Below are 20,684 nucleotides of genomic sequence, written 5' to 3' on the forward strand. Positions count from 1 at the left end.
TGACTGTGTTTTGCACGCCCAGGCGTGCAAAACACAGTCATGATCGATCCAACAGCAACGCCTGCCGGAGCTGCCGCGCTACCAATTCCGGCGCTTCACGCACGACAACACTGGGAAACCGCAGCACCAGAGCATCCGCCAGCGACAGTTCGTTCTGCCGGAGCTGGTCGTCCCACCATCGGGCGGACGTGCAGGTGGAGCGCTTCGTCCACCTCGACGACAACCAGACGACCGTCGCTACGTGCCACGTGGCATCCAGGTAACGTCTGCGTCCGGTGTGGTCCCTGCGTAGTTTCTGCTGTTCCGGCCGAGGCAATCGATGTCGACGGCACAGTTGGAGAAAGTCGATCTCACTGAGCGCGTCGGCCCCGCCGGCAATGTCTGCAATGGCGCTTCGGAGCGCAGCGCGGTGCCGCAGGTTGGGCACTGCCAGGAGTTCGTCGGCGATGCGGTCGGGACCGACCAGCCGCTGTTGGACCCCCGCCGCGAGCAGTCCGCATGCAGAGCGCACCTGGTCGCAACTGCCCGCCGCGCGGAGCAACGCGCCGGCGAGTTCCTGGCAGCGGTACTGCCGCCACCGACGGACCGGCCAACCCGAGCTGTAGTGCAGCATCACCGGGAACCCGGCAACCGGTCGCCCGGCCATGCCATGCGGTATCAGCACATGAATATCAGGGCGTTCCCAGCCCTGGAGTCCCGCGAACTCCATCGCGGTGAACGAGGTGAGCATGCCCCGGCGGCCGCAATTGACCAGTGCCACATGCCACCGCTCGTGCCTGGTCAACGGTCCGGCATGCAGCACGATCGCTCGGCCGAGCCGCTGCCAGCGCTTCGCGGCGAGGTTGGCCGAGACGCGTGACCGAGTCGCACCCCTGCGGAGGAGGTCTGGCACGGTCGTCACCGATCGGTCGTTCCGCAGCGACTCCGCACGCTGCGCGGATCCGGTAAGCATTCGTGCAGTCTGGTAGCCCTACCCGAGCGCGTACGGCCTCAGCCGCACTTTGTGGACAGGGATTGCGAGCGTGACTGAATTTCGAACGCCCTGGCGATCAAAATCCAGGCACGCTCGAGCAAAACAGGCACGCTCGAACGTGACCAGGCCCGCCCGGACGGACCGGACTAGTGGAGCGGGACGATGTCCGGGGCACCGAGCCGGGCGGCGTCGGCGGTGGCGTCGTCCGGCTGCTCCTGGGACTCGCGCTCGGCGGCCACCCGGGCCAGGTAGTGCTCCACCTCGGTCGCGACGTGCGCAGCATCCCAACCGAGGTACGGGGCCATCAGCTCGGCCACCACGGGCGCTGCCGCCACCCCCCGGTCCCACGCCTCGATCGAGGCCCGGGTGCGCCGGGCCAGCACGTCGTCCAGGTGCCGGGCGCCCTCATGGGTCACCGCGTACACCACCTCGGCGCGCAGGTAATCGTCAGCACCGGGCAGCGGTTCGGCCAGCGAGGGGTCGGCGGCGATCAGGTCCAGCACCTCGTGCACCAGGCTGCCGTACCGGCCGAGCAGGTGGTCGATGCGCACCACGTGCAGTCCGGACCGGGCGGCCAGCTGGTGGCGCTGGTTGCGCACCCCCTGCCAGCCCTCGGCGCCGGCCAGCGGGATGCGGTCGGTGACCGAGCCCGGCACCGGCGCGTCCATCGCCCGGACCGCCTCGTCCACCGCATCCCGGGCCATCACCCGGTAGGTGGTGTACTTGCCGCCGGCCACCACCACCAGGCCCGGCACCGGATGCCCCACCACATGCTCGCGGGACAGCTTCGAGGTCAGGTCGGACTCCCCCGACAGCAACGGCCGAAGGCCCGCGTAGACGCCCTCCACGTCGGCCCGGCTCAACGGCGCGGACAGCACCGAGTTCACCTGCTCGAGCAGGTAGTCGATGTCGCGGGCGCTGGCCGCCGGGTGCGCCAGGTCGAGGTTCCAGTCGGTGTCGGTGGTGCCGATGATCCAGTGCCGGCCCCACGGGATCACGAACAGCACGCTGGTCTCGGTGCGCAGGATGATGCCGGTGGCCGACTGCAGCCGGTCCCGCGGCACCACCAGGTGCACCCCCTTCGACGCCCGGACGTGGAACTGGCCCCGGGCGTCGGCCAGCGCCTGGGTCTCGTCGGTCCAGACCCCGGTGGCGTTGATGACCTGCTTGGCCCGCACCTCGAACCGGGTGCCGGTCTCCAGGTCCACCAGCCGGGCGCCGGTCACCCGGCCGGCCTCGCGGCGGAAGCCCACTACCCGGGTGCGGTTGGCCGCCAGCGCGCCGAAGGACACCGCGGTGCGCACCACCATCATGGTGTGCCGGGCGTCGTCGACCTGGGCGTCCCAGTACTGCACGGCACCGGTGAGCGAGTCCGGCGCCAGGCATGGCGCCTCCCGCAACGCCCGGCGCCGGCTCAGGTGCCGGTGGTGCGGCAGCCCGCGGGCGCTGCCGGCAGCGGTGCCCAGGGTGTCGTAGAGCAGCACGCCGGCCCCGACGTAGGGACGTTCCCACAGCCGGTGGGTCAGCGGGTACAGGAACGGCACCGGACGGATCAGGTGCGGCGCGATGTGCTGGATCAGCAGCCCGCGCTCGTGCAGCGCCTCGCGGACCAGGCCGAAGTCGAGCATCTCCAGGTAGCGCAGCCCGCCGTGCACCAGCTTGCTGGACCGGCTGGAGGTGCCGCTGGCCCAGTCCCGGGCCTCCACGATGGCCGTGGACAGCCCCCGGGTCACCGCGTCCAGCGCCGCGCCGGCGCCCACCACGCCACCGCCGACGATCAGCACGTCCAGCTCGGGTGCCGTCCGCATGGCGGTCAGGGCGGCGCTGCGGGCGGCCGGCGACAGGGCCCGGAAGGTCATCGGCCGCTGCCGGTCGGCGCCGGGAGAGCGGGCTCAGCCCAGGTCCACCCAGTCCAGGGTGCGCTCGATCGCCTTGCGCCAGCCGGCGTAGCCCTCCTGGCGCTGCTGGTCGCTCCAGGCCGGCGACCAGCGCTCGGCCTCGTTCCAGTTCGCCCTGAGTTCATCGGTGTCCTTCCAGAATCCGACCGCAAGTCCCGCCGCGTACGCAGCGCCCAGCGCGGTGGTCTCGGCGACCACCGGGCGGCTGACCGGCACCCCGAGGATGTCGGCCTGCAATTGCATGCACAGGCTGTTGGCGGTCACGCCGCCGTCCACCCTCAGCACGTCCAGGTTCACCCCGGAATCGGCAGCCATCGCCTCGATGACGTCGCGGCTCTGGTAGCAGATCGCTTCCAGGGTAGCTCGGGCCAGGTGGGCGCCGGTGGAGTAGCGCGACAGCCCCACCACCGCGCCGCGGGCGTCGGATCGCCAGTACGGGGCGAACAATCCGGAGAAGGCGGGGACGAAGTACGCCCCGCCAGTGTCGTCCACCCGCGCCGCCAGCGACTCGACCTCGGCCGCCGAGGAGATGATGCCGAGCTGGTCGCGCAGCCACTGTACCGCCGAGCCGGTCACCGCGATCGAGCCCTCCAGCGCGTACACCGGGCGGTCGCCGCCGAACTGGTAGCACACCGTGGTGAGCAGGCCGTGCTCGCTCCTCACCCGCTCGGTGCCGGTGTTGAGCAGCAGGAAGTTGCCGGTGCCGTAGGTGTTCTTGGCCTCCCCGGGCGCGAAGCACACCTGCCCGACGGTGGCGGCCTGCTGGTCGCCGAGCGCGCCGGTCAGCGCGACCCCGGCCGCCGGGCCCGCCAGCGCCACCTCGCCGTAGCCGGCGGGATCGGCCGACGGGCGGATCTCGGGCAGCATGGTGGCCGGGATGCCGAAGAAGGACAGCAGCTCGGCGTCCCAGTCGAGGCTGTCCAGGTCCATCAGCATCGTCCGGCTGGCGTTGGTGACGTCGGTGACGAGCGCGCCGCCGGTCAGGTTCCACAGCAGCCAGCTGTCGACGGTGCCGAACACCGCCTCGCCGGCCTCGGCCGCCGCGCGCACCCCGTCGACGTGCTCGAGGATCCACTGCACCTTGGCGGCCGAGAAGTAGGTGGCCGGCGGCAGGCCGGTCCGGGCCCGGATCACCTCGCCCCGGCCGTCGCGGTCCAGCGTGGCGGCGATCCGGTCGGTGCGGGTGTCCTGCCAGACGATGGCGTTGTAGTACGGCCGCCCGGTGCGGCGGTTCCACACCACCGCGGTCTCGCGCTGGTTGGTGATGCCCAGCGCCGCGATGTCGCCCGCGCCGAGCCCGGCACCGGTCAGCGCGGCGTCGAGGACGTCCCTGCTGCGCTGCCAGATCTCGACCGGGTCGTGCTCCACCCAGCCGGGCCGGGGCAGGATCTGGGCGTGCTCGAGCTGGTGCCGGGCCCGCTCGGTGCCACCGTGGTCGAAGATCATGCACCGGGTGCTGGTGGTGCCCTGGTCGATCGCTGCGACGAAGTCGGCCATCCGGCCCGAGTCCCTTCTAGGAGTGCCCGGCGACCTGCCGGGCGGCGCTGGCCTTGGCAGCCCGCCAGCCCAGGACGCCGAGCCAGCCGATGGCGGTGCCCAGTGCCAGCGACACCGCGGTCAGCAGCAGGTGCACGGTGAAGAAGCCGGTTGGCCCGTGCCGCCAGGACCGGTCGTCGGCCCAGATGTTCTTCAGGAACGTCGGCCAGATGATCCAGGACCAGACGCCGAAGCCGATCAGGAACCCCGATGTCCGCCTGGTCAGCCGCATGCCGCCATTATCCCGACCGGCCGCCGCCGGACGACGGGCCCGGCCCGGCGTTGACCGGGGCCGGGCCAGGCCGGTTAGCCTGTGCCGGTGCAGACACAGCCGGTGCGGGGGCTGGTGCAGCGCCGCCGGGCGGCCGGGCTGGCGCTCGCGACCGTCGTCTGGCTGAGCTGCCTGCCGGGCACGTCGAGCGCTACGCCGGTCGCCTCGCCGAGCGCCCCGAGGCCCACCTCGGCCGGTCGCTCCCCCAGCGCTCCGGACCCGCATCCGCCGGCCGGCGGCTGGTCGCCGGACGGCGCGGTACCCGGCGGTGAGCACCTGGCCAGCCGGGGCCTGGTCGCCCCGCCCGGCGCGCCGAAGCTGCCCCGCGGCATCCGGGCGCACGGCTGGATCCTCGTCGACCTGGACTCCGGGGCGGTGCTGGCCGCCCGCGACCCGCACGGCAGGTACCAGCCGGCCAGCATCCTCAAGGTGCTCACCGCGCTCAGCATTGCACCGCAGCTGCCCGGCCGGCGGGTGGTGACGGTCTCGCCGGCGGCAGCCACCGCCGAGGGCTCGGCGATCGGGTTGCTGGCCGGGGCGCGGTACTCGGTGGACCAGCTGTTCGCCGCGCTCTTCCTGATCTCGGCCAACGACGCGGCCATCGCGCTGTCCGAGGCCAGCGGCGGGGTGGCCCGCACGGTGGCCGGGATGAACGCCGAGGCCGCCCGGCTGGGCGCCTACGACACCGTGGTGCAGACCCCGTCCGGCCTGGACGGCTGGCAGCAGCTGACCTCGGCCTACGACATGGCGCTGGTGCTGCGGGCGTTCGTCAACCAGCCCCGGCTGGTCGCCTACGACCGGCTGCCCAGCGCCGCCTTCCCGCCGCGGGCCAGCCGGTACGGCCGGGTGGGCCCGTACCAGTTCGACAACCAGTCGCTGAACTTCCTCACCTCGGTGCCCGGCGCCCTGGTGGTCAAGTCCGGCTACACCGACGCCGCCCGGCACACCTACCTGGCCGCCGCCAGCCGGCACGGCCGCCGGCTGGGCGTGGTGCTGCTGCGCGACGAGCGGCAACCGGCGGACCAGTACCAGCAGGCCGGGGCCTTGCTGGACTGGGGCTACGCGCTCGCGCCCGACGTGCAGCCGGTGGGCATGCTGGCCGGGCCCGTCCCGGCCGGCCAGCCGGCAACTGCCGGTGAACCGCTGGCCGCCGGCGAGCCACCGGCCGCGGCCTCTGACCTGAAGGTGCTGGCCCAGCTGGCCCGGCCGCACAGCGGGCTGCGCTGGTCGCTCGACGCGCTGCTGCCGATCAGCGCGCTGATCGCCGGCGCGCTGTGGCTCGCGAACGCCACCGCTGCAGGGCGGCGAGCGATCCGGCGCCCAGGGCGGCCCCCGCGCTGAGCAGGCCGGCCGCCACCGCCGCCGGGGAGATCCCGGACGAGGGCCGGCGGTCCGGAACGGGCTGGTCCGCGCGGTCGGCCAGCAGCGCGGCGGTACTGGCCGCCACCGGGCCCGCCGGACCGGCGGTCGCCGCCCAGGCCACGCAGAACAGCAGGTAACGCGACACCAGGTAGATCCAGACCAGCACGCCCACCACCGGGCCGATCGCGGCCGCCGCCGGCGAGCTGGCGGTCCGGGCGATGTAGAAGGTCCCGACCAGCTTCAACACCTCGAAGCCCACCGCGGCCAGCAGGCTGACCCGGACGGCGACCTGGCGGGGCACCCGGACGCCGGGCAGCCGGATCATCACCCAGCCGAAGACCATCATGCTGCCGGCGATGCCGAGCAGGATCCCCAGCAGCCAGGTCAGCGTGCCGGCACCGGTCACGTCCTGCAGCCCGAGGGCACGCAGCACCAGGCCGCTGGCCGCGGTGCCGCCGGCCGTGAGCCCGACCGAGATCACCACGCCGATGCCGAGCCCGACCAGCACCAGGGCGTCGGCCGCCTTGCCGGCCAGGAACGAGCGCTTGCGGACCGGCAGCCCCCACACCGTGTCGACCGCGGTGCGCAGGTTGGAGATCCAGCCGAGACCCGCCAGCACCACGCCAGCCAGGCCCAGCACGCCCACCCCGGCCCGCTTGTCGATGGCGACCTGGATCGCCTGCTGCACCGTCTCGCCGAAACCGCCCGGCAGGTTCGCGGCGATGTTGCCGAACAGCCGGTCCTGCAGGTCCGACCGGGACGCCAGCACGAACGCGGTGACCGACACCCCGAGCAGCACCAGCGGGAACAGCGACAGGAAGCTGAAGTAGGTGATGGCGGCGGCCAGGTCGTTGCCGTGGTTGGCCTGGTAGTGCCGGTAGCCGGCCACCAGGTGGGCGATGCCCGGACGGGACTGCTGGATCGCCTGCCAGCGCCGGGTGACGGCGGCCCGCAGCCGTCCTGCCTTGGCCGGGGCCGGCATGGTGCTAGCAGCCGGTCAGCGGGTACTCGCGGTGCGGGTGCCAGCTGCCGTCGGAGTCCTGGGCGTACAGGGTGAACGCCTCGACCCGGAACTGGGCGACGAAGTCGCGCAGCCCCTCGTACGCCCGGTCCAGGTGCTCGTCGGCGACGTCGTGGCCCACCGTCACGTGCGGGTGGTAGGGAAACTCCAGCTCGCGCACGATCGGGTCACGGCGCACCGCCTGCTCGAGCAGCTTGCACTGGGCACCCCCGGCGGCGACCTGGACGAAGACCACCTGCGACAGCGGCCGGAACGAGCCGGTGCCGGACAGCTTCATGGTGAACGGCAGCACCGTGGCCGACGCCTCGAGCAGGTGCTTGTCCACCACGTCGAACTGGTCGGCGTCGATCTCGGTCGGCGGCAGCAGGGTCACGTGCGGCGGGATCTTGCCTGCCTCGGGGTCACCGATGCGGCGGCGCCAGCCGGCCAGCACGGCGGCGTGCGGATCCGGTATCGCCAGCGCGACCCCTACCGTCAGTGGGCTTCCCATTTGGGGACTCAGCCTACGGCAGCCGGCAGGAAGCCGACCTTGGCGTAGGCGTCGGCCACCGTGACCGATGCGACCGCCCGGGCCCGTTCGGCGCCCCGGGCCAGGATCCGGTCCAGCTCGGCCGGGTCGTCCAGCAGCTCCTGGCTGCGGGCGGCGAACGGCTCGGCGAAAGCGACCACCGCCTCGGCCACCGCGCCCTTGAGCGCCCCGTAGCCCTGGCCGCTGAACTCCTTGGCCACCGCCTCGACGCTGGCGCCGGTGAGCGCGGCGTGGATGGCCAGCAGGTTGGACAGCCCGGGCTTGCCCTCGGGGTCGTAGCGGACCTCGCCGTCGGTGTCGGTGACCGCCCGCTTGATCTTGCGGGTGATCACCGACGCCGGGTCGGACAGGTAGATGGTGCCGGCGTCCGGCCGGGACTTCGACATCTTCGCGGTCGGGTCCTGCAGGTCCAGGATCTTGGCCGCGGCCTTCGGGATGAAGGCCTCGGGCACCACGAAGGTATCGCCGTAGCGGGCGTTGAACCGCTGGGCGAGGTTGCGGGTCAGCTCCAGGTGCTGGCGCTGGTCCTCGCCGATCGGCACCTGGTCAGCCTGGTAGAGCAGGATGTCGGCGGCCTGCAGGATCGGGTAGGTGAACAGCCCCACCCCCTGCCGGTCGGCGCCGGCCCGGGTCGACTTGTCCTTGAACTGGGTCATCCGGCTGGCCTCGCCGAAGCCGGTCAGGCACTCCAGCACCCAGGACAGCTGCGGATGCTCGGGAAGGTGGGACTGGACGAACAGCGCGCACCGGTCCGGGTCCAGGCCCGCGGCCAGCAACTGGGCGGCCACGATCCGGGTCCGCTGCCGCAGCGCCTCGGGCTCCGGCGGCTCCAGGGTGATCGCGTGCAGGTCCACCACGCAGTAGTAGGCGTCGTAGCCGTCCTGCATCTGCACCCAGTTCTGCACGGCGCCGAGGTAGTTGCCCAGCTGCATGGACTCACCGGTCGGCTGGATTCCGGACAGCACCCGAGGTTTGTTGCTCACGAAAGGGAATCATTCCACTTCGGCGGCGCCGGCCGGTGCTCGGCCAGCGCCTTGGGTCACGGCGGCGGCGCTACCCGGCGCTCGGCCGGGGTGCCCCGGGTCACGGGGCGCAGCTGGCCGGGGCGCTCGAGCTTGCCGAGCTGGACTCCTCCGGAGTGGACTGGCCGGTGACCGCCTGGGCGGTGGCCGACTGCGGCCGGCTGGTGCTGACCGTGCCGCTCGGCGTCGCGGTGGGCGAGCCGTCACCGGTGGCCGAGCTGCTGGCTGATCCGCTGCCGGCCAGCGATCCGTCGGCGGTGGCCGAGCCGGTGGGGCTGCTGGTGGCGGTGCCGGGGGTGTGTGCCTGGCCGGTCGCCGGCTGCACCACGACGCTGCTGGACGCCGAGTCGGTCGGCGCCGGGCTGGTCGGCGAGCAGCTCGGGCTGGCCGTCGCGGTGGCACTGCTGCTGGCCGAGGAGCTCTCCGACGCACTGGCCGACTCCGACGGGCCGGGATGCGAGGACGGCGCCTGCGAGCTCGGCGTGCCGCTCGGCGAGGTGCTGGGCAAGCTGGCGTGCTTGGGCGGCCGGGCCGAGCGCGGCGGCCGCACCTTGGTCACGTCGCTGACCACCGGCAGCGGGCTGTCCGGCACCGCCGAAGCGCCGTCGCGGTAGGCCTCGCCCCAGGCCAGCACGGTCGCCAGGTAGGGCGCCGAGTGGTTGTAGCTGAGCACCGCCGCCTGCAGGCCCGCCTCGGTGGACAGGTCCCGGCCGTCGGCGCACAGGTAGCGGCCAGCGGCCAGGGTGGCGTCGAAGATGTTGCTGGGGTCGGACTTGCCGTCGGCGTTGCCGTCGGCCTTCCAGTGCACCCAGGTGGAGGGGATGAACTGCATCGGGCCGACCGCCCGGTCATAGACCGTATCGCCGTCCATGCTGCCGTGGTCGGTGTCGGTGATGATCGCGTCGCCGGGGATGCCGCCGTTCAGCCGCGGTCCCAGGATCTTGCCGCGGGTGGTGCCGTCGGCGGTCAGCCGGCCGGATTCGGCGTGCCCGGACTCGGTGTGCCCGATGCCGGCCAGCAGCCACCAGGGCAGCTTGCAGGACGGCTGCTCCACGCCGAGCTGGTCGGCGGCCAGGTGGTAGGCGCGCAGCACCATCAGCGGGATGCCGAGCGCCCCGACCTCACCGGGCGGGCCGGCCGGGGCCGCCTCGACCAGCGCCACGTCGGCGGTGCCGGCGGCCGGCGCCTTGACGATCCGGGACGGCCGGATAGCCAGCACGCCGTCCCAGCTGGTGGCGGGCTCGGTGGCCGCGACGCTGCTGCTGCCGGCCGGGCCGGCGGTCCGGACGCCTGCCGCGGCCGCCGCGGCCGGCTCCCCGGTCTGCTCCAGCGCCGGTCCGCAGACCAGGGCGAGGGCAGCCAGCACGGCCGCGCTGGTGACGGTGCGGGTGACGGGCAGGGTCAGACGCGCCCGGCGGGGAGCGTATCGCGGCTGGAACACAGAAAAATTTCCTCAATACGGGCATTAACGGCGCTGCTGGCTCAGCCTAACCGTTCCTATCATCGGCCGGCCACCTCCGCATCACCAGATCTGGGGCGAGAAACTTCGGGAACCGGCACATTTACAGCTGGCGCACAGCTCAGCCCCGCTGCCACCGCTCAACGGCAGCCACCCCGGTCAGCCGGAAGCCCTCCGCTCAGCCGGTTGCCACCGCGGCGTTCTCGGGCTCGGGCAACGGCTGGACCCGCAGCCGAGAGGCCCGCCGGCCCTCGATCTCGAGCACCTCGACCACGTGTCCGGAGATCTCGACCCGGTCGCCGACCTGGGGCAGCTTGCCGAGCCGGGCCATCAGGAAGCCGCCGGCCGTCTCGTACGGACCGTCCGGCAGTTCGAAGCCGGCGTACTCAGCGAACTCGTCGAGGTTGCACCGGCCGTCCACCTCGACGATGCCCCCGGTCAGCCGGCGGGACGCCGACTCCTCGGAGTCGTACTCGTCTCGGATGTCGCCGATGATCTCCTCGATCAGGTCCTCCAGCGTCACGATGCCGTCGGTGCCGCCGTACTCGTCGACCACGATCGCCAGGTGGTGGCCCTCCCGGCGCATCTCGCTGAGCGCGGACAGCACCTTCTTCGAACCGGGCAGCACCTTGACCTCGCGCACCATGTCGCCGACCACCAGCGACCGGTCGGCCGAGATGTCCACCCCCGGGGCACCCATGATCAGGTCCCGGATGTGGACGAAGCCGAGCACGTCGTCGCTGCTCTGCCCGATCACCGGGTAGCGGGAGTGCGGTGACTCGCCGGCCTGCTTGACGGCCCGGCTGACGGTCAGGCCGGCCTCCAGGAAGACCACCTCGGTGCGCGAGATCATCACCTCGCTGACCGAGCGCTCGCCGGCGGCGAAGACGTCGTCGATCAGCCGCCGCTCGTCGGTGGTCAGCGACTCGTGGGCGGCCACCAGCCCGCGCAGCTCCTCCTCACTGATGCTGTCGCGGCCGGCATGCGGATCGCCGCCCAGCACCCGGACCACCAGGTCGGTGGACCTCGACAGCAGCCAGATCAGCGGCCGGAACAGCCTCGCGATCCGGTCCAGGGTGGGTCCGAACAGCAACGCGGCGCCCTCGGGCCGCTGCAGGCCGAGCCGCTTGGGCGCCAGCTCGCCGACAATCAGGGTGACGAACGAGATCAGCAGGGTGACCCCGACGATCCCGATCACCCCGGCCAGCGTGTCGCCCACCCCGTGCCGGACCAGCGCGTCCTTGGCCGACTCCGACAGCGTCACCGCGCCGAAGGCCGACGACAGCAGCGCGGTCGAGGTGACGCCGATCTGCACGGCGGCCAGGAACCGGTTCGGGTCGGCCAGCAGCCGGGCCACCGCCTGGCCGCGCCGGCCGCGGGACTCGGCCATCGCCCGGGCCTGCCCCTCGCGCAGCGACACCAGCGCGATCTCGGCCCCCACGAACAGGCCTTCGACCATGATCAGTGCCAGCACGATGCAGACATTGAGCACGGTGCCGTTCATGGCCGTCCCGCTCCTCGGCTGTCTCCTCCGGCGAGCTGCTTGGTGTCTCGCCCGGCGTTTGCACCGAGTGTAGGGTCGAATGCCGGGACGGCTCGGACGTAGGAGACCTGCCGCCTGCGAACTCCAGGACGGAGACCCACCGCCGCCACCATGCGCGTACTCGTGACCGGCGGGGCCGGCTACATCGGAAGCGTGGTCGCCGCCGAGCTGCTCGGCGCCGGCCACCAGGTCACGGTGCTCGACGACCTGTCCACCGGACATGCCGACGCGGTGCCGGCCGGGGCGGAGTTCGTGCGGGCCGGCGTGACCGAGGCCGGCCCGGTGCTGGCCTCCGGCGGCTTCGAGGCGGTGCTGCACTTCGCGGCCAAGTCCCTGGTGCCCGAGTCGGTGGTCGCGCCGGAGCTGTACTGGCAGAACAACACCGTGGGCAGCCTGGCGCTGCTGGAGTCGATGCGCCGGCACGGCCCGCGCACCATCGTCTTCTCCTCCACCGCCGCCACCTACGGCGAGCCCGAGGCGGTACCGATCCCGGAGTCCGCCCCCACCCGGCCCACCAACCCCTACGGCGCCAGCAAGCTCGCGGTGGACCACCTGCTCACCAGCTACGCGCAGGCGTACGGGTTCTCCGCGGTCAGCCTGCGCTACTTCAACGTCGCCGGTGCCCGGATCACCGCGCAGGGCTCGCTCGGCGAGCGGCACGCCCGCGAGACCCACCTGATCCCGATCGCGCTGCAGGTGGCGGCCGGCCGGCGACCGGAGCTGCAGGTCAACGGCGTGCGCTACCCGACCCCGGACGGCACCGCCGTCCGCGACTACATCCACGTGCTCGACCTGGCCGACGCCCACCTGCGGGCGCTGGACCGGGCGCACGGCGAGCCAGCCGGCGAGCACCTGATCTGCAACCTCGGCTCGGGATCGGGCTCGTCGGTGCGCGAGGTAATTGCTTCTGTCCGACGGATCACCGGACGCCCGACACCGGCGGTGGACGCGGCGAACCGTCCCGGCGACCCGGCGGTGCTGATCGCCTCCAACGCCAGGGCAGCCGCCGAGCTGGGCTGGCGGCCGACCCGGGGCCTGGACGAGATGGTCGCCGACGCCTGGGAGTTCTTCTCCGGGCAGCCCGATGGCTAGCCCGCCGATGCCGCCGATGCCGGTCGAGTCCAGCTGGCGGGCGCCCGGCCGGGTGAACCTGATCGGCGAGCACACCGACTACAACGACGGTTTCTGCCTGCCGCTGGCCATTCCGTACGGCTGCACCGCCACCGTCTCGCCGCTGTCGGAGCCGGTGCTGGAAGTGGTCTCGGCCCAGCAGGAGGCGCCGGTCGAGATCGCGCTGGCCGAGCTGCGGCCAGGCAGGCTGACCGGTGCGGACGCCTGGGCCGGCTACGCCGCCGGGGTGGCCTGGGCGATCGCCGAGCGCGGCCACCGGCTGCCGGGGCTGTCGATCAGCCTGGACGGCGACGTGCCGCTCGGGGCGGGGCTGTCCTCCTCGGCCGCACTGGAGTGCTCGGTGGCCGCGGCCCTGGACGACCAGCTCGCGCTGGGCCTGGACCGGTCGGAGCTGGTGGCGCTGGCCCGGCAGGCCGAGAACGACTTCGTCGGCGCCCCGACCGGCGGCATGGACCAGCTCGCCTCGGTCTTCGCCGAGCGCGACCGGGTGCTGCTGTGCGACATGCGCACGCTGGCCGTCGAGCCGGTGCCCTTCGACCTGGACGCCGCCGGGCTGAGCCTGCTGGTGATCGACACCCGGGCGCCGCACCAGCTCACCGACGGTTCCTACGGCGAGCGCCGGGCGGCCTGCGAGGAGGCGGCCCGGCTGCTCGGGGTGCCGGCGCTGCGCGACGTGGACCTGGAGGGGCTGCCCGAGGCGCTGGACCGGCTGCCGGACGAGACGCTGCGCAAGCGGGCCCGGCACGTGATCACCGAGAACGACCGGACGCTGGCCTGCGCCGACCTGCTGCGGACCGGCCAGCTCCGCCGGATCGGGCCGTTGCTGACCGCCTCGCACGAGAGCATGCGCGACGACTTCGAGATCACCGTCCCCGAGGTCGACCTGGCGGTGGAGGTGCTGCTCGCCTTCGGCGCCGCCGGCGCCCGGATGACCGGCGGCGGCTTCGGCGGGTGCGTGATCGCGCTGATGGAACCGGCCCAGGCCCGGGCCGGCGCGCTGGCGGTACAGGCGGCCTTCGCCGGCCGCGGGTACGCCGAACCGGTGGGCTTTCCGGTGACGGCGGCGGCCGGCGTCCACCGGCTGGGCTGAGACCCCGCCGCCGGACGTCTCGAAACCGGCGCACCCTGAACAAGTTTGCCGTTGCCCTGCCACGGTGGGCTTGACAGCCGGCGCTCGGTTCCGCTGAATGACGGGTACCAGTGTGAGCTGGGCCACAGGTCAGCCCGCACGCCCTCGACCAGGAGGAAGCCATGGTGCCGACCCCGCCCCTGTCCACATCCGGCCCCGACGAGGCAGGCCCGACCCGGCGAACGTTGCTCAAGGGGCTCGGACTCGGCACCGCCGGCATCGCGATCGGCCCTCTGCTGGCGGCCTGCACCGGGGGCAGCAAACCGTCCTCCGGCGGTGGCTCGGGGTCCAAGACCGTCTCGGTCGGCTCCGGCAGCTCCGACGACGTCCCCAAGCGGGCCTACCAGGCGGTCTTCGACGCGTTCAGCAAGCAGTCGGGCGACACGGTGAAGGTCAACACCGTTCCGCACAACGACTTCCAGAACAACATCAACTCCTACCTCAACGGCAGCCCGGACGACGTCTTCACCTGGTTCGCCGGCTACCGGATGCGGTTCTACGCCGGCAAGGGGCTGGCCGCGCCGATCGACGACGTCTGGGAAAAGATCGGCGGCAACTTCTCCGATGCCCTCGCCCAGGCCTCGACCGGGGACGACGGCAAGAAGTACTTCGTGCCGAACTACAACTATCCGTGGGGTTTCTTCTACCGCAAGAGCGTCTGGCAGGCCAAGGGCTACTCCGTCCCCGACACCTTCGACGATCTCACGGCCCTGTGCGCCCGGATGAAGAAGGACGGCCTGATCCCGATCGGCTTCGCCGACAAGGACGGCTGGCCGGCGATGGGCACCTTCGACTACATCAACATGCGCACCAACGGCTACCAGTTCCACGTCGACCTGTGCGCCCACAAGGAATCCTGGGACCAGCAGAAGGTCAAGGACGTCTTCGACAACTGGAAGGCGCTGCTGCCCTACCAGGACCCGGCTGCCCTCGGCGCGACCTGGCAGGAGGCGGCCACCGCGCTCGGCAGGAAGAAGACCGGCATGTACCTGCTGGGCTCGTTCGTCACCCAGCAGTTCACCGACAAGGCGGTCCTGGACGACATCGACTTCTTCCCGTTCCCCAGCATCGCGGTGGAGGGCAAGGACTCCATCGAGGCACCGATCGACGGCCTGATGCTCACCAAGAAGGCCGCCAACAACCAGGCCGCCAAGGACCTGCTGGCCTTCATGGGCACCGCCGAGGGTCAGGACGCCTACGCCTCCGTCGACACCTCGAACCTGCAGACCGCCAAGGGCGCCGACACCTCGAAGTTCAGCCCGCTGAACTCCAAGTGCGCCAAGGCGATCGCCGACGCCAAGCACATCAGCCAGTTCCTCGACCGGGACGCGCTGCCCGCGATGGCCAACAACGTCGTGCTGCCGGCCCTGCAGGGTTTCCTCAAGAGCGGCAGCATCGACACCCGTGGCCTGGAGACCCAGGCCAAGCAGCTGTACGCGGCGCAGTAGCCATGACCGACCTGCCGCTGGTCGCCGCACCGGCCCGGCCGGACCAGCCACCGGCCCCGGCGGTGGCCCGGGGCGCCCGCCGGGTCCGCCGGCTGTCCGGTGCCGACAAGTGGGTGCTCGCCACCATGGTCGCGGTGCCGACCCTGCTGCAAGCGCTGCTGATCTGGATCCCGACGCTGCTGTCGGTGGGGCTGTCCTTCACCCGGTGGAACGGCCTGTCGCTGTCCGACATCCGCTCCGCCGGGCTGACCAACTACACCTACGTCACGCAGGACTACCCGCCGTTCTGGCCCGCGGTGCAGCACAACATCATCTGGTTGCTGTTCCTCGGGGTGGTCGCCACCCCGCTCGGGCTGCTGCTGGCCGTGCTGCTGGACCAGCGCATCCGCGGCAGCCGGATCTACCAGAGCATCTTCTTCACCCCGGTGATGCTGTCGCTGGTGCTGATCGGGATCATCTGGCAGCTGATGTACCAGCGCGACGACGGCCTGGTGAACAACCTGCTGGGAACGGCGGGGACCTCGCACGCGGTGGACTGGTTCGGCGACTCCAGCGTCAACCTGTGGGCCGCGCTGGTGGCCGCGACCTGGCGGCATGCCGGCTACATCATGGTGCTGTACCTGGCCGGGCTCAAGGGCATCGACCCGTCGCTGAAGGAGGCGGCCGCCATCGACGGCGCCTCGGCGTCCCAGGCGTTCTTCCGGGTGGTGTTCCCGGCGATGCGCCCCATCAACATCGTGGTCGTGGTGATCACGATCATCGAGGCGCTGCGTGCCTTCGACATCGTCTACGTGATCAACCGCGGCACCAACGGCCTGGAGCTGATCAGCGCCCTGGTGATCCAGAACCTGGTCGGCGAGGGCCAGGTCATCGGTGTCGGTTCCGCCCTGGCCGTCCTGCTGCTGCTGATCTCGCTGGTCCCGATCGTGTTCTACCTGATCCGGACGTTCCGGAAGGTCGACCAGTGAGCGCGCCGTCCCTGACCACGGCCGACCCGATCCGTTCCCAGCATCCCGGCCGGCGGCACTACGGCACCCACCTGTTCCTGATCGCCATGTCGGTGCTGTGGCTGGTCCCGCTGCTGTGGACGGTGTTCACCTCGCTGCGTCCCAAGTCGGCCATCGACGAGCACGGCTACTGGAGCGTCCGGGGCAGTTTCGACTTCGAGAACTTCAGCACCGCCTGGCGGCAGGCCGGGCTGCAGACGTACTTCGTGAACTCCCTGATCATCACGGTGCCCTCGGTGCTGCTGACCATCGCGCTGGCCTCGATGATGGCCTTCGCGGTGAGCCGGTTCCGGTGGCGGTTCAACGTCACCCTGCTGATCATGTTCACCGCCGGCAACCTGTTGCCCCCACAGGTGCTGGCCGCGCCGCTCTACACGATGTTCAAGCACACCGCGCTGCCGTACTCGATCAGCGACTCGGGCAGCCTGCTCAACACCTACTACGGGGTGATCGCGGTCGACGTCGCCTTCCAGGTGGGGTTCTGCACCTTCGTGCTGTCCAACTACATGAAGGCGCTGCCCGAGGACCTCACCGAGGCCGCGCTGGTGGATGGTGCCAGCGTCTGGCGCCAGTACTGGGCCATCGTGCTCCCGCTGTGCCGGCCGGCGCTGGCAGCCCTGGGCACCCTGGAAGTCATCTGGATCTACAACGACTTCTTCTGGCCGCTGCTGTTCATCCAGAGCGGGGACCGGCTGCCGATCACCACCGGGGTGAAGAACCTGCAGGGCGATTTCCTGTCCAACTACAACCTGATCGCCGCCGGGGCCACCATCACGGTGATCCCGACCCTGGTGGTGTACCTGCTGTTGCAACGGCAGTTCATCGCCGGGCTGACCCTCGGTGCGAGCAAGGGCTGAGCAGGCCCCCGTTCGACCGAGCCGTGCCGAGGAGGAGTGACCCGTGGACCAGCAGCATGTTCTCACCCTCGAGGTGTCGTCCCGGCACGCCCGGATCTACGAGGAGGGCTGGCAGTCCTGGTCGCCGTCGCAGAGCTATTCGGTGGCTGAACAGCCGGCCCGGGCGGCGAGCGCCCTGAACTACCGCGGCGGTTACGGCGGCACCCGCCCGATGCCCGATCCGGGAAACTTCAGCGGCGAAGGCCTGCTGGCGCTGGACCCCGGCACGGGCAGCCGGATCGTGGTGATCGGCGCCGGCAGCGCCGCCGACGCGGTGCCCCGGATCACGGCCAGGCACATCGGCGACGAGGTGGCGGTCTGGGCGGACGGCGAGGTGCTGGTCACCGACCATCCGGCCGAGGCAGGCATCCCTGCCGCGCTGGCCGCCTTCGGCGACCGCTTCGCCGGGTCGGTGCCGCCGCCCCGGGCCGCACCGACGCTGTGGTGTTCCTGGTATCACTACTTCACCGGCGTGACCCAGGCCGACATGACCGAGAACATCGCCGCCATCGCGGAGCTGGACCTGCCGGTCGAGGTCATCCAGCTCGACGACGGCTACCAGAGCGAGATCGGCGACTGGCTCAGCCTCAGCGACCGCTTCGACTCCCTCGCCGAGATGGTGGCCCGGATCACCGACACCGGCCGGCGCGCCGGCATCTGGATCGCGCCGTTCCTGGCCGGCGCCCGGTCCCGGCTGGCGGCCGAGCATCCCGACTGGCTGGTCAGCGACGCGGACGGGCCGGTGCTGGCCACCTCCAACTGGAACCAGGACAACTTCGGCCTGGACACCACCCATCCCGGCGTCCAGGCCTATCTCGCCGAGGTGTTCGCGCACTTCCTCGACCTGGGGTTCGACTTCTTCAAGGCCGACTTCCTGTTCGCCGGCGCGCTGGACGGCGAACGGCACTCCGAGCTATCGCCGGTGGCCGCCTACCGCCAGGGCCTGCGGGAGATCCGGCAGGCACTCGGCGATGCCTACCTGCTCGGCTGCGGCGCGCCGATCCTGCCGAGCGTCGGATTGGTCGACGCGATGCGGGTCGGCCCGGACACCGCGCCGCACTTCGAGCCGGCGGGCGGCGACCTCAGCAAGCCGGGCGGGCGGTCGGCCATCGTGACCAGCACGGGCCGGGCCTGGCAGCACGGACGGTTCTGGGTCAACGACCCGGACTGCCTGATCGTGCGACCCGAGGTGGAAAACCGCGAGGCGCTGGCTGACTGCATCGCCCGGGTCGGCGGCCTGCGGGGGTCCTCGGACCGGATCGCGGACCTGGACGAGTGGGGCCTGGAGCGGACCCGCGCGCTGCTGGGCAGCGCACCCGGCCCGACACCCCTGGTGGCTGCCGCATGACGCCCGAGTCGGGCATGCAGCGGTTCACCGGGCGGCTCACCGACACCGGCCGCCCCGCGCTGGCCTTCGGCGGGGACTACAACCCCGAACAGTGGCCGGAACCGGTGTGGGCCGAAGACGTCGTGCTGATGCGGGAGGCCGGGGTGAACCTGGTCACTGTGGCGGTGTTCAGCTGGGCGCTGCTGGAACCGGTCGAGGGCGAGTTCGACTTCGGGTGGCTGGATCGGGTGCTGGACCTGCTGCATTCGGCCGGCATCCGGGTGGACCTGGCCAACGCCACCGCCTCGCCGCCGCCGTGGTTCTCCTCCCGCTACCCGCAGTCGCTGCCGGTCACCGAGGACGGAGTACGGCTCAGCTACGGCTCCCGGCAGGCGTTCTGCCCGTCCAGCCCGGATTTCCGGCGGGCAGCCGGCGCGCTGACCGAGGCCGTCGTCCGGCGCTACGGCGAGCACCCGGCGGTGGTGCTGTGGCACGTCTCCAACGAGTACGGCTGCCACAACGCCTACTGCTACTGCGACGTCTCGGCGGCGGCGTTCCGGGACTGGCTGCGCCGCCGCTACGCCAGCCTGGACGAGCTGAACGCCGCCTGGGGCACCGCCTTCTGGTCCCAGCGCTACTCCGACTGGGCCGAGATCCTGCCGCCGCGCCGGTCGGGCACCTGGGTCAATCCCGGTCAGCAACTGGACTTCCGGCGGTTCTCCTCCGACGAGCTGCTGGACTGCTTCCGCGCCGACGCGGCGATCCTGCGAGCCCATTCCCGCCAGCCGGTGACCACCAACTTCATGTCGTTCTTCGCCCCGCTGGACTACTTCCGGTGGGCACCGGAGCTGGACCTGGTCTCCAACGACCACTACCTCATCGCCGCGGACGCCGACCCCGCCGAGGAGCTGGCGATGTCGGCGGACCTGGTGCGCGGCCTGGCCAGCGGCCAACCGTGGCTGCTGATGGAGCACTCCAGCTCGGCGGTGAACTGGCAGCCCCGCAACCGGGCCAAGGCACCCGGCGAGATGCTGCGCAACTCACTGCAGCACGTGGCGCGCGGCTCGGACGGCGCGCTGTTCTTCCAGTGGCGCGCCTCGACGGCCGGTGCCGAGAAGTTCCACTCCGCGCTGTTGCCGCACGCCGGGCGCGACTCGCTGCGCTGGCGCGAGGTGACCGAGCTCGGGGCGGTGCTGGGCCGGCTCGGCGAGCTGGCCGGCAGCGTCGTGGAGCCCGCCGAGGTGGCGATCGTGCACGACTGGCCGTCGCGCTGGGCCGCGGGGCTGGACTCGCACCCCTCGGTCGACGTCGACCCGATGGCGAGCACCCGGCAGCTGTACTCGGTGTTGTGGCGGTCGGGGGTGCGCTGCGACTTCGTGCCCGTCTCGGGTCCGTTCACCGGCTACCGGGTGCTGCTGGTACCGCAGCTGTACCTGCTGTCGGCCGAGCACGCGCGGGCGCTGGCCGGCTTCGCCGAAGCCGGCGGCACGGTGCTGGTGACCTACTTCTCCGGCATCGTCGACCCGGCCGACCACATTGTGACAGGGGGTTATCCGGGGCTGCTGCGCGAGCTGCTGGGCATCCGGATCGAGGAGTTCTTCCCGTTGCTGACAGCTGAATCGGTGCCCCTGACCGGCTACGGCAACGGCCGGATCTGGTCCGAGCTCGGCCGGACCGAGGGCGCCGAGGTGGTGGCGGCCTACGCCGCGGGGCCGGTGGCCGGGTCGCCGGCGATCACCCGCAACCCGGTCGGTCCCGGTCCGGGATCGGCCTGGTATCTCGGGACGACGCTGGCCGACCGCCACCTGGACGACGTGCTGGCCCGGGTGCTGGCCGAGGCCGGCGTCGAACCGCTGGTCGCGGGCCTGCCACCCCGGGTGGAGGTGGTGCGCCGGCGAGCCGGCACCACCAGCTACACCTTCGTCGTCAACCACACCGGCGAACCGGTACCGGTCGGGCTGGCCGGCACCGAGCTGATCACCGGGTCGCCGGTCGAGGGGACGCTGCTGGTGCCGCCCGGTGGGGTGCGGGTGGTGCGCGGGTGACTGCCGGGCCGGGCTGCTCCGCCCCGCGGCCGGCCGGTGCCCGCGCGTCGGCCGGCTTCTGACCGATTCTGTCGGAGCCCGCTTGTA

General features: G+C 71.9%; 17 protein-coding genes. 8 read left to right on the top strand and 9 right to left on the bottom strand.

Annotation, left to right across the window (positions count from 1 at the left end; all coding sequences use genetic code 11):
• Window positions 1-37 precede the first annotated feature (37 nt).
• The 4 genes from VLJ82_RS17870 to VLJ82_RS17885 form a co-directional block, all read right to left on the bottom strand.
• Window positions 38-952 (bottom strand): hypothetical protein, encoded by a 915-nt coding sequence (locus tag VLJ82_RS17870; protein WP_408664713.1) that lies wholly within the window; start codon window positions 950-952, stop codon window positions 38-40.
• 167 nt (window positions 953-1,119) lie between these two features.
• On the bottom strand, window positions 1,120-2,832 hold the full coding sequence (locus VLJ82_RS17875; protein ID WP_408664714.1) for a glycerol-3-phosphate dehydrogenase/oxidase: 1,713 nt from the start codon (window positions 2,830-2,832) through the stop codon (window positions 1,120-1,122).
• Between the two features lie 33 nt (window positions 2,833-2,865).
• The gene (glpK, locus tag VLJ82_RS17880; protein WP_408664715.1) at window positions 2,866-4,368 is read right to left on the bottom strand and encodes a glycerol kinase GlpK; all 1,503 of its coding nucleotides are present in this window, start codon (window positions 4,366-4,368) and stop codon (window positions 2,866-2,868) included.
• Between the two features lie 16 nt (window positions 4,369-4,384).
• Window positions 4,385-4,639: an SCO4848 family membrane protein gene (locus tag VLJ82_RS17885; protein ID WP_408664716.1), complete on the bottom strand. Its 255-nt coding sequence runs from the start codon at window positions 4,637-4,639 to the stop codon at window positions 4,385-4,387.
• 87 nt (window positions 4,640-4,726) lie between these two features.
• Here VLJ82_RS17885 and VLJ82_RS17890 point away from each other — a divergent pair, with 87 nt between their 5' ends.
• Window positions 4,727-6,019: a D-alanyl-D-alanine carboxypeptidase family protein gene (locus VLJ82_RS17890; protein ID WP_408664717.1), complete on the top strand. Its 1,293-nt coding sequence runs from the start codon at window positions 4,727-4,729 to the stop codon at window positions 6,017-6,019.
• Here the strand turns inward: VLJ82_RS17890 and VLJ82_RS17895 are convergent.
• The 5 genes from VLJ82_RS17895 to VLJ82_RS17915 form a co-directional block, all read right to left on the bottom strand.
• On the bottom strand, window positions 5,928-7,022 hold the full coding sequence (locus tag VLJ82_RS17895; RefSeq protein ID WP_408664718.1) for a YhjD/YihY/BrkB family envelope integrity protein: 1,095 nt from the start codon (window positions 7,020-7,022) through the stop codon (window positions 5,928-5,930). The genes VLJ82_RS17890 and VLJ82_RS17895 overlap by 92 nt on opposite strands.
• 4 nt (window positions 7,023-7,026) lie before the next feature.
• Complete coding sequence (locus VLJ82_RS17900) at window positions 7,027-7,551, bottom strand: 2'-5' RNA ligase family protein (protein ID WP_408664719.1); 525 nt, start codon at window positions 7,549-7,551, stop codon at window positions 7,027-7,029.
• Window positions 7,552-7,559: 8 nt separating this feature from the next.
• Entirely contained in the window at window positions 7,560-8,573 is a 1,014-nt protein-coding gene (trpS, locus tag VLJ82_RS17905; protein ID WP_408664720.1) for a tryptophan--tRNA ligase, read from the bottom strand.
• A gap of 100 nt (window positions 8,574-8,673) precedes the next feature.
• A complete protein-coding gene (locus tag VLJ82_RS17910) occupies window positions 8,674-10,053 on the bottom strand; it encodes a lytic transglycosylase domain-containing protein (protein ID WP_408664721.1) in 1,380 nt (459 codons plus the stop codon).
• A 196-nt stretch (window positions 10,054-10,249) separates the two neighbouring features.
• Window positions 10,250-11,575 (bottom strand): hemolysin family protein, encoded by a 1,326-nt coding sequence (locus VLJ82_RS17915; protein WP_408664722.1) that lies wholly within the window; start codon window positions 11,573-11,575, stop codon window positions 10,250-10,252.
• Window positions 11,576-11,725: 150 nt separating this feature from the next.
• On the opposite strand from VLJ82_RS17915, the gene galE reads away from it, so the two are divergent.
• The 7 genes from galE (at window position 11,726) to VLJ82_RS17950 (ending at window position 20,597) form a co-directional block, all read left to right on the top strand.
• A complete protein-coding gene (gene galE, locus VLJ82_RS17920) occupies window positions 11,726-12,706 on the top strand; it encodes a UDP-glucose 4-epimerase GalE (RefSeq protein ID WP_408664723.1) in 981 nt (326 codons plus the stop codon).
• Complete coding sequence (galK, locus tag VLJ82_RS17925) at window positions 12,699-13,835, top strand: galactokinase (protein ID WP_408664724.1); 1,137 nt, start codon at window positions 12,699-12,701, stop codon at window positions 13,833-13,835. Before galE ends, galK begins: the two co-directional genes overlap by 8 nt.
• Window positions 13,836-13,996: 161 nt before the next feature.
• Entirely contained in the window at window positions 13,997-15,322 is a 1,326-nt protein-coding gene (locus VLJ82_RS17930; protein WP_408664725.1) for an ABC transporter substrate-binding protein, read from the top strand.
• A 2-nt stretch (window positions 15,323-15,324) separates the two neighbouring features.
• On the top strand, window positions 15,325-16,290 hold the full coding sequence (locus tag VLJ82_RS17935) for a carbohydrate ABC transporter permease (protein ID WP_408664726.1): 966 nt from the start codon (window positions 15,325-15,327) through the stop codon (window positions 16,288-16,290).
• Window positions 16,287-17,186, top strand: a complete 900-nt coding sequence (locus VLJ82_RS17940) for a carbohydrate ABC transporter permease (RefSeq protein WP_408664727.1) — start codon at window positions 16,287-16,289, stop codon at window positions 17,184-17,186. Before VLJ82_RS17935 ends, VLJ82_RS17940 begins: the two co-directional genes overlap by 4 nt.
• A 43-nt stretch (window positions 17,187-17,229) precedes the next feature.
• Window positions 17,230-18,573 carry a glycoside hydrolase family 36 protein gene (locus VLJ82_RS17945; protein WP_408664728.1) on the top strand — a complete coding sequence of 448 codons (1,344 nt, stop codon included), beginning with the start codon at window positions 17,230-17,232 and terminating at the stop codon, window positions 18,571-18,573.
• Between the two features lie 14 nt (window positions 18,574-18,587).
• Entirely contained in the window at window positions 18,588-20,597 is a 2,010-nt protein-coding gene (locus VLJ82_RS17950; protein WP_408664734.1) for a beta-galactosidase, read from the top strand.
• The last annotated feature ends 87 nt before the right edge of the window (window positions 20,598-20,684 follow it).

Source organism: Jatrophihabitans sp., from assembly GCF_035474675.1.
Taxonomy (GTDB): Bacteria; Actinomycetota; Actinomycetes; order Mycobacteriales; family Jatrophihabitantaceae; genus Jatrophihabitans_A.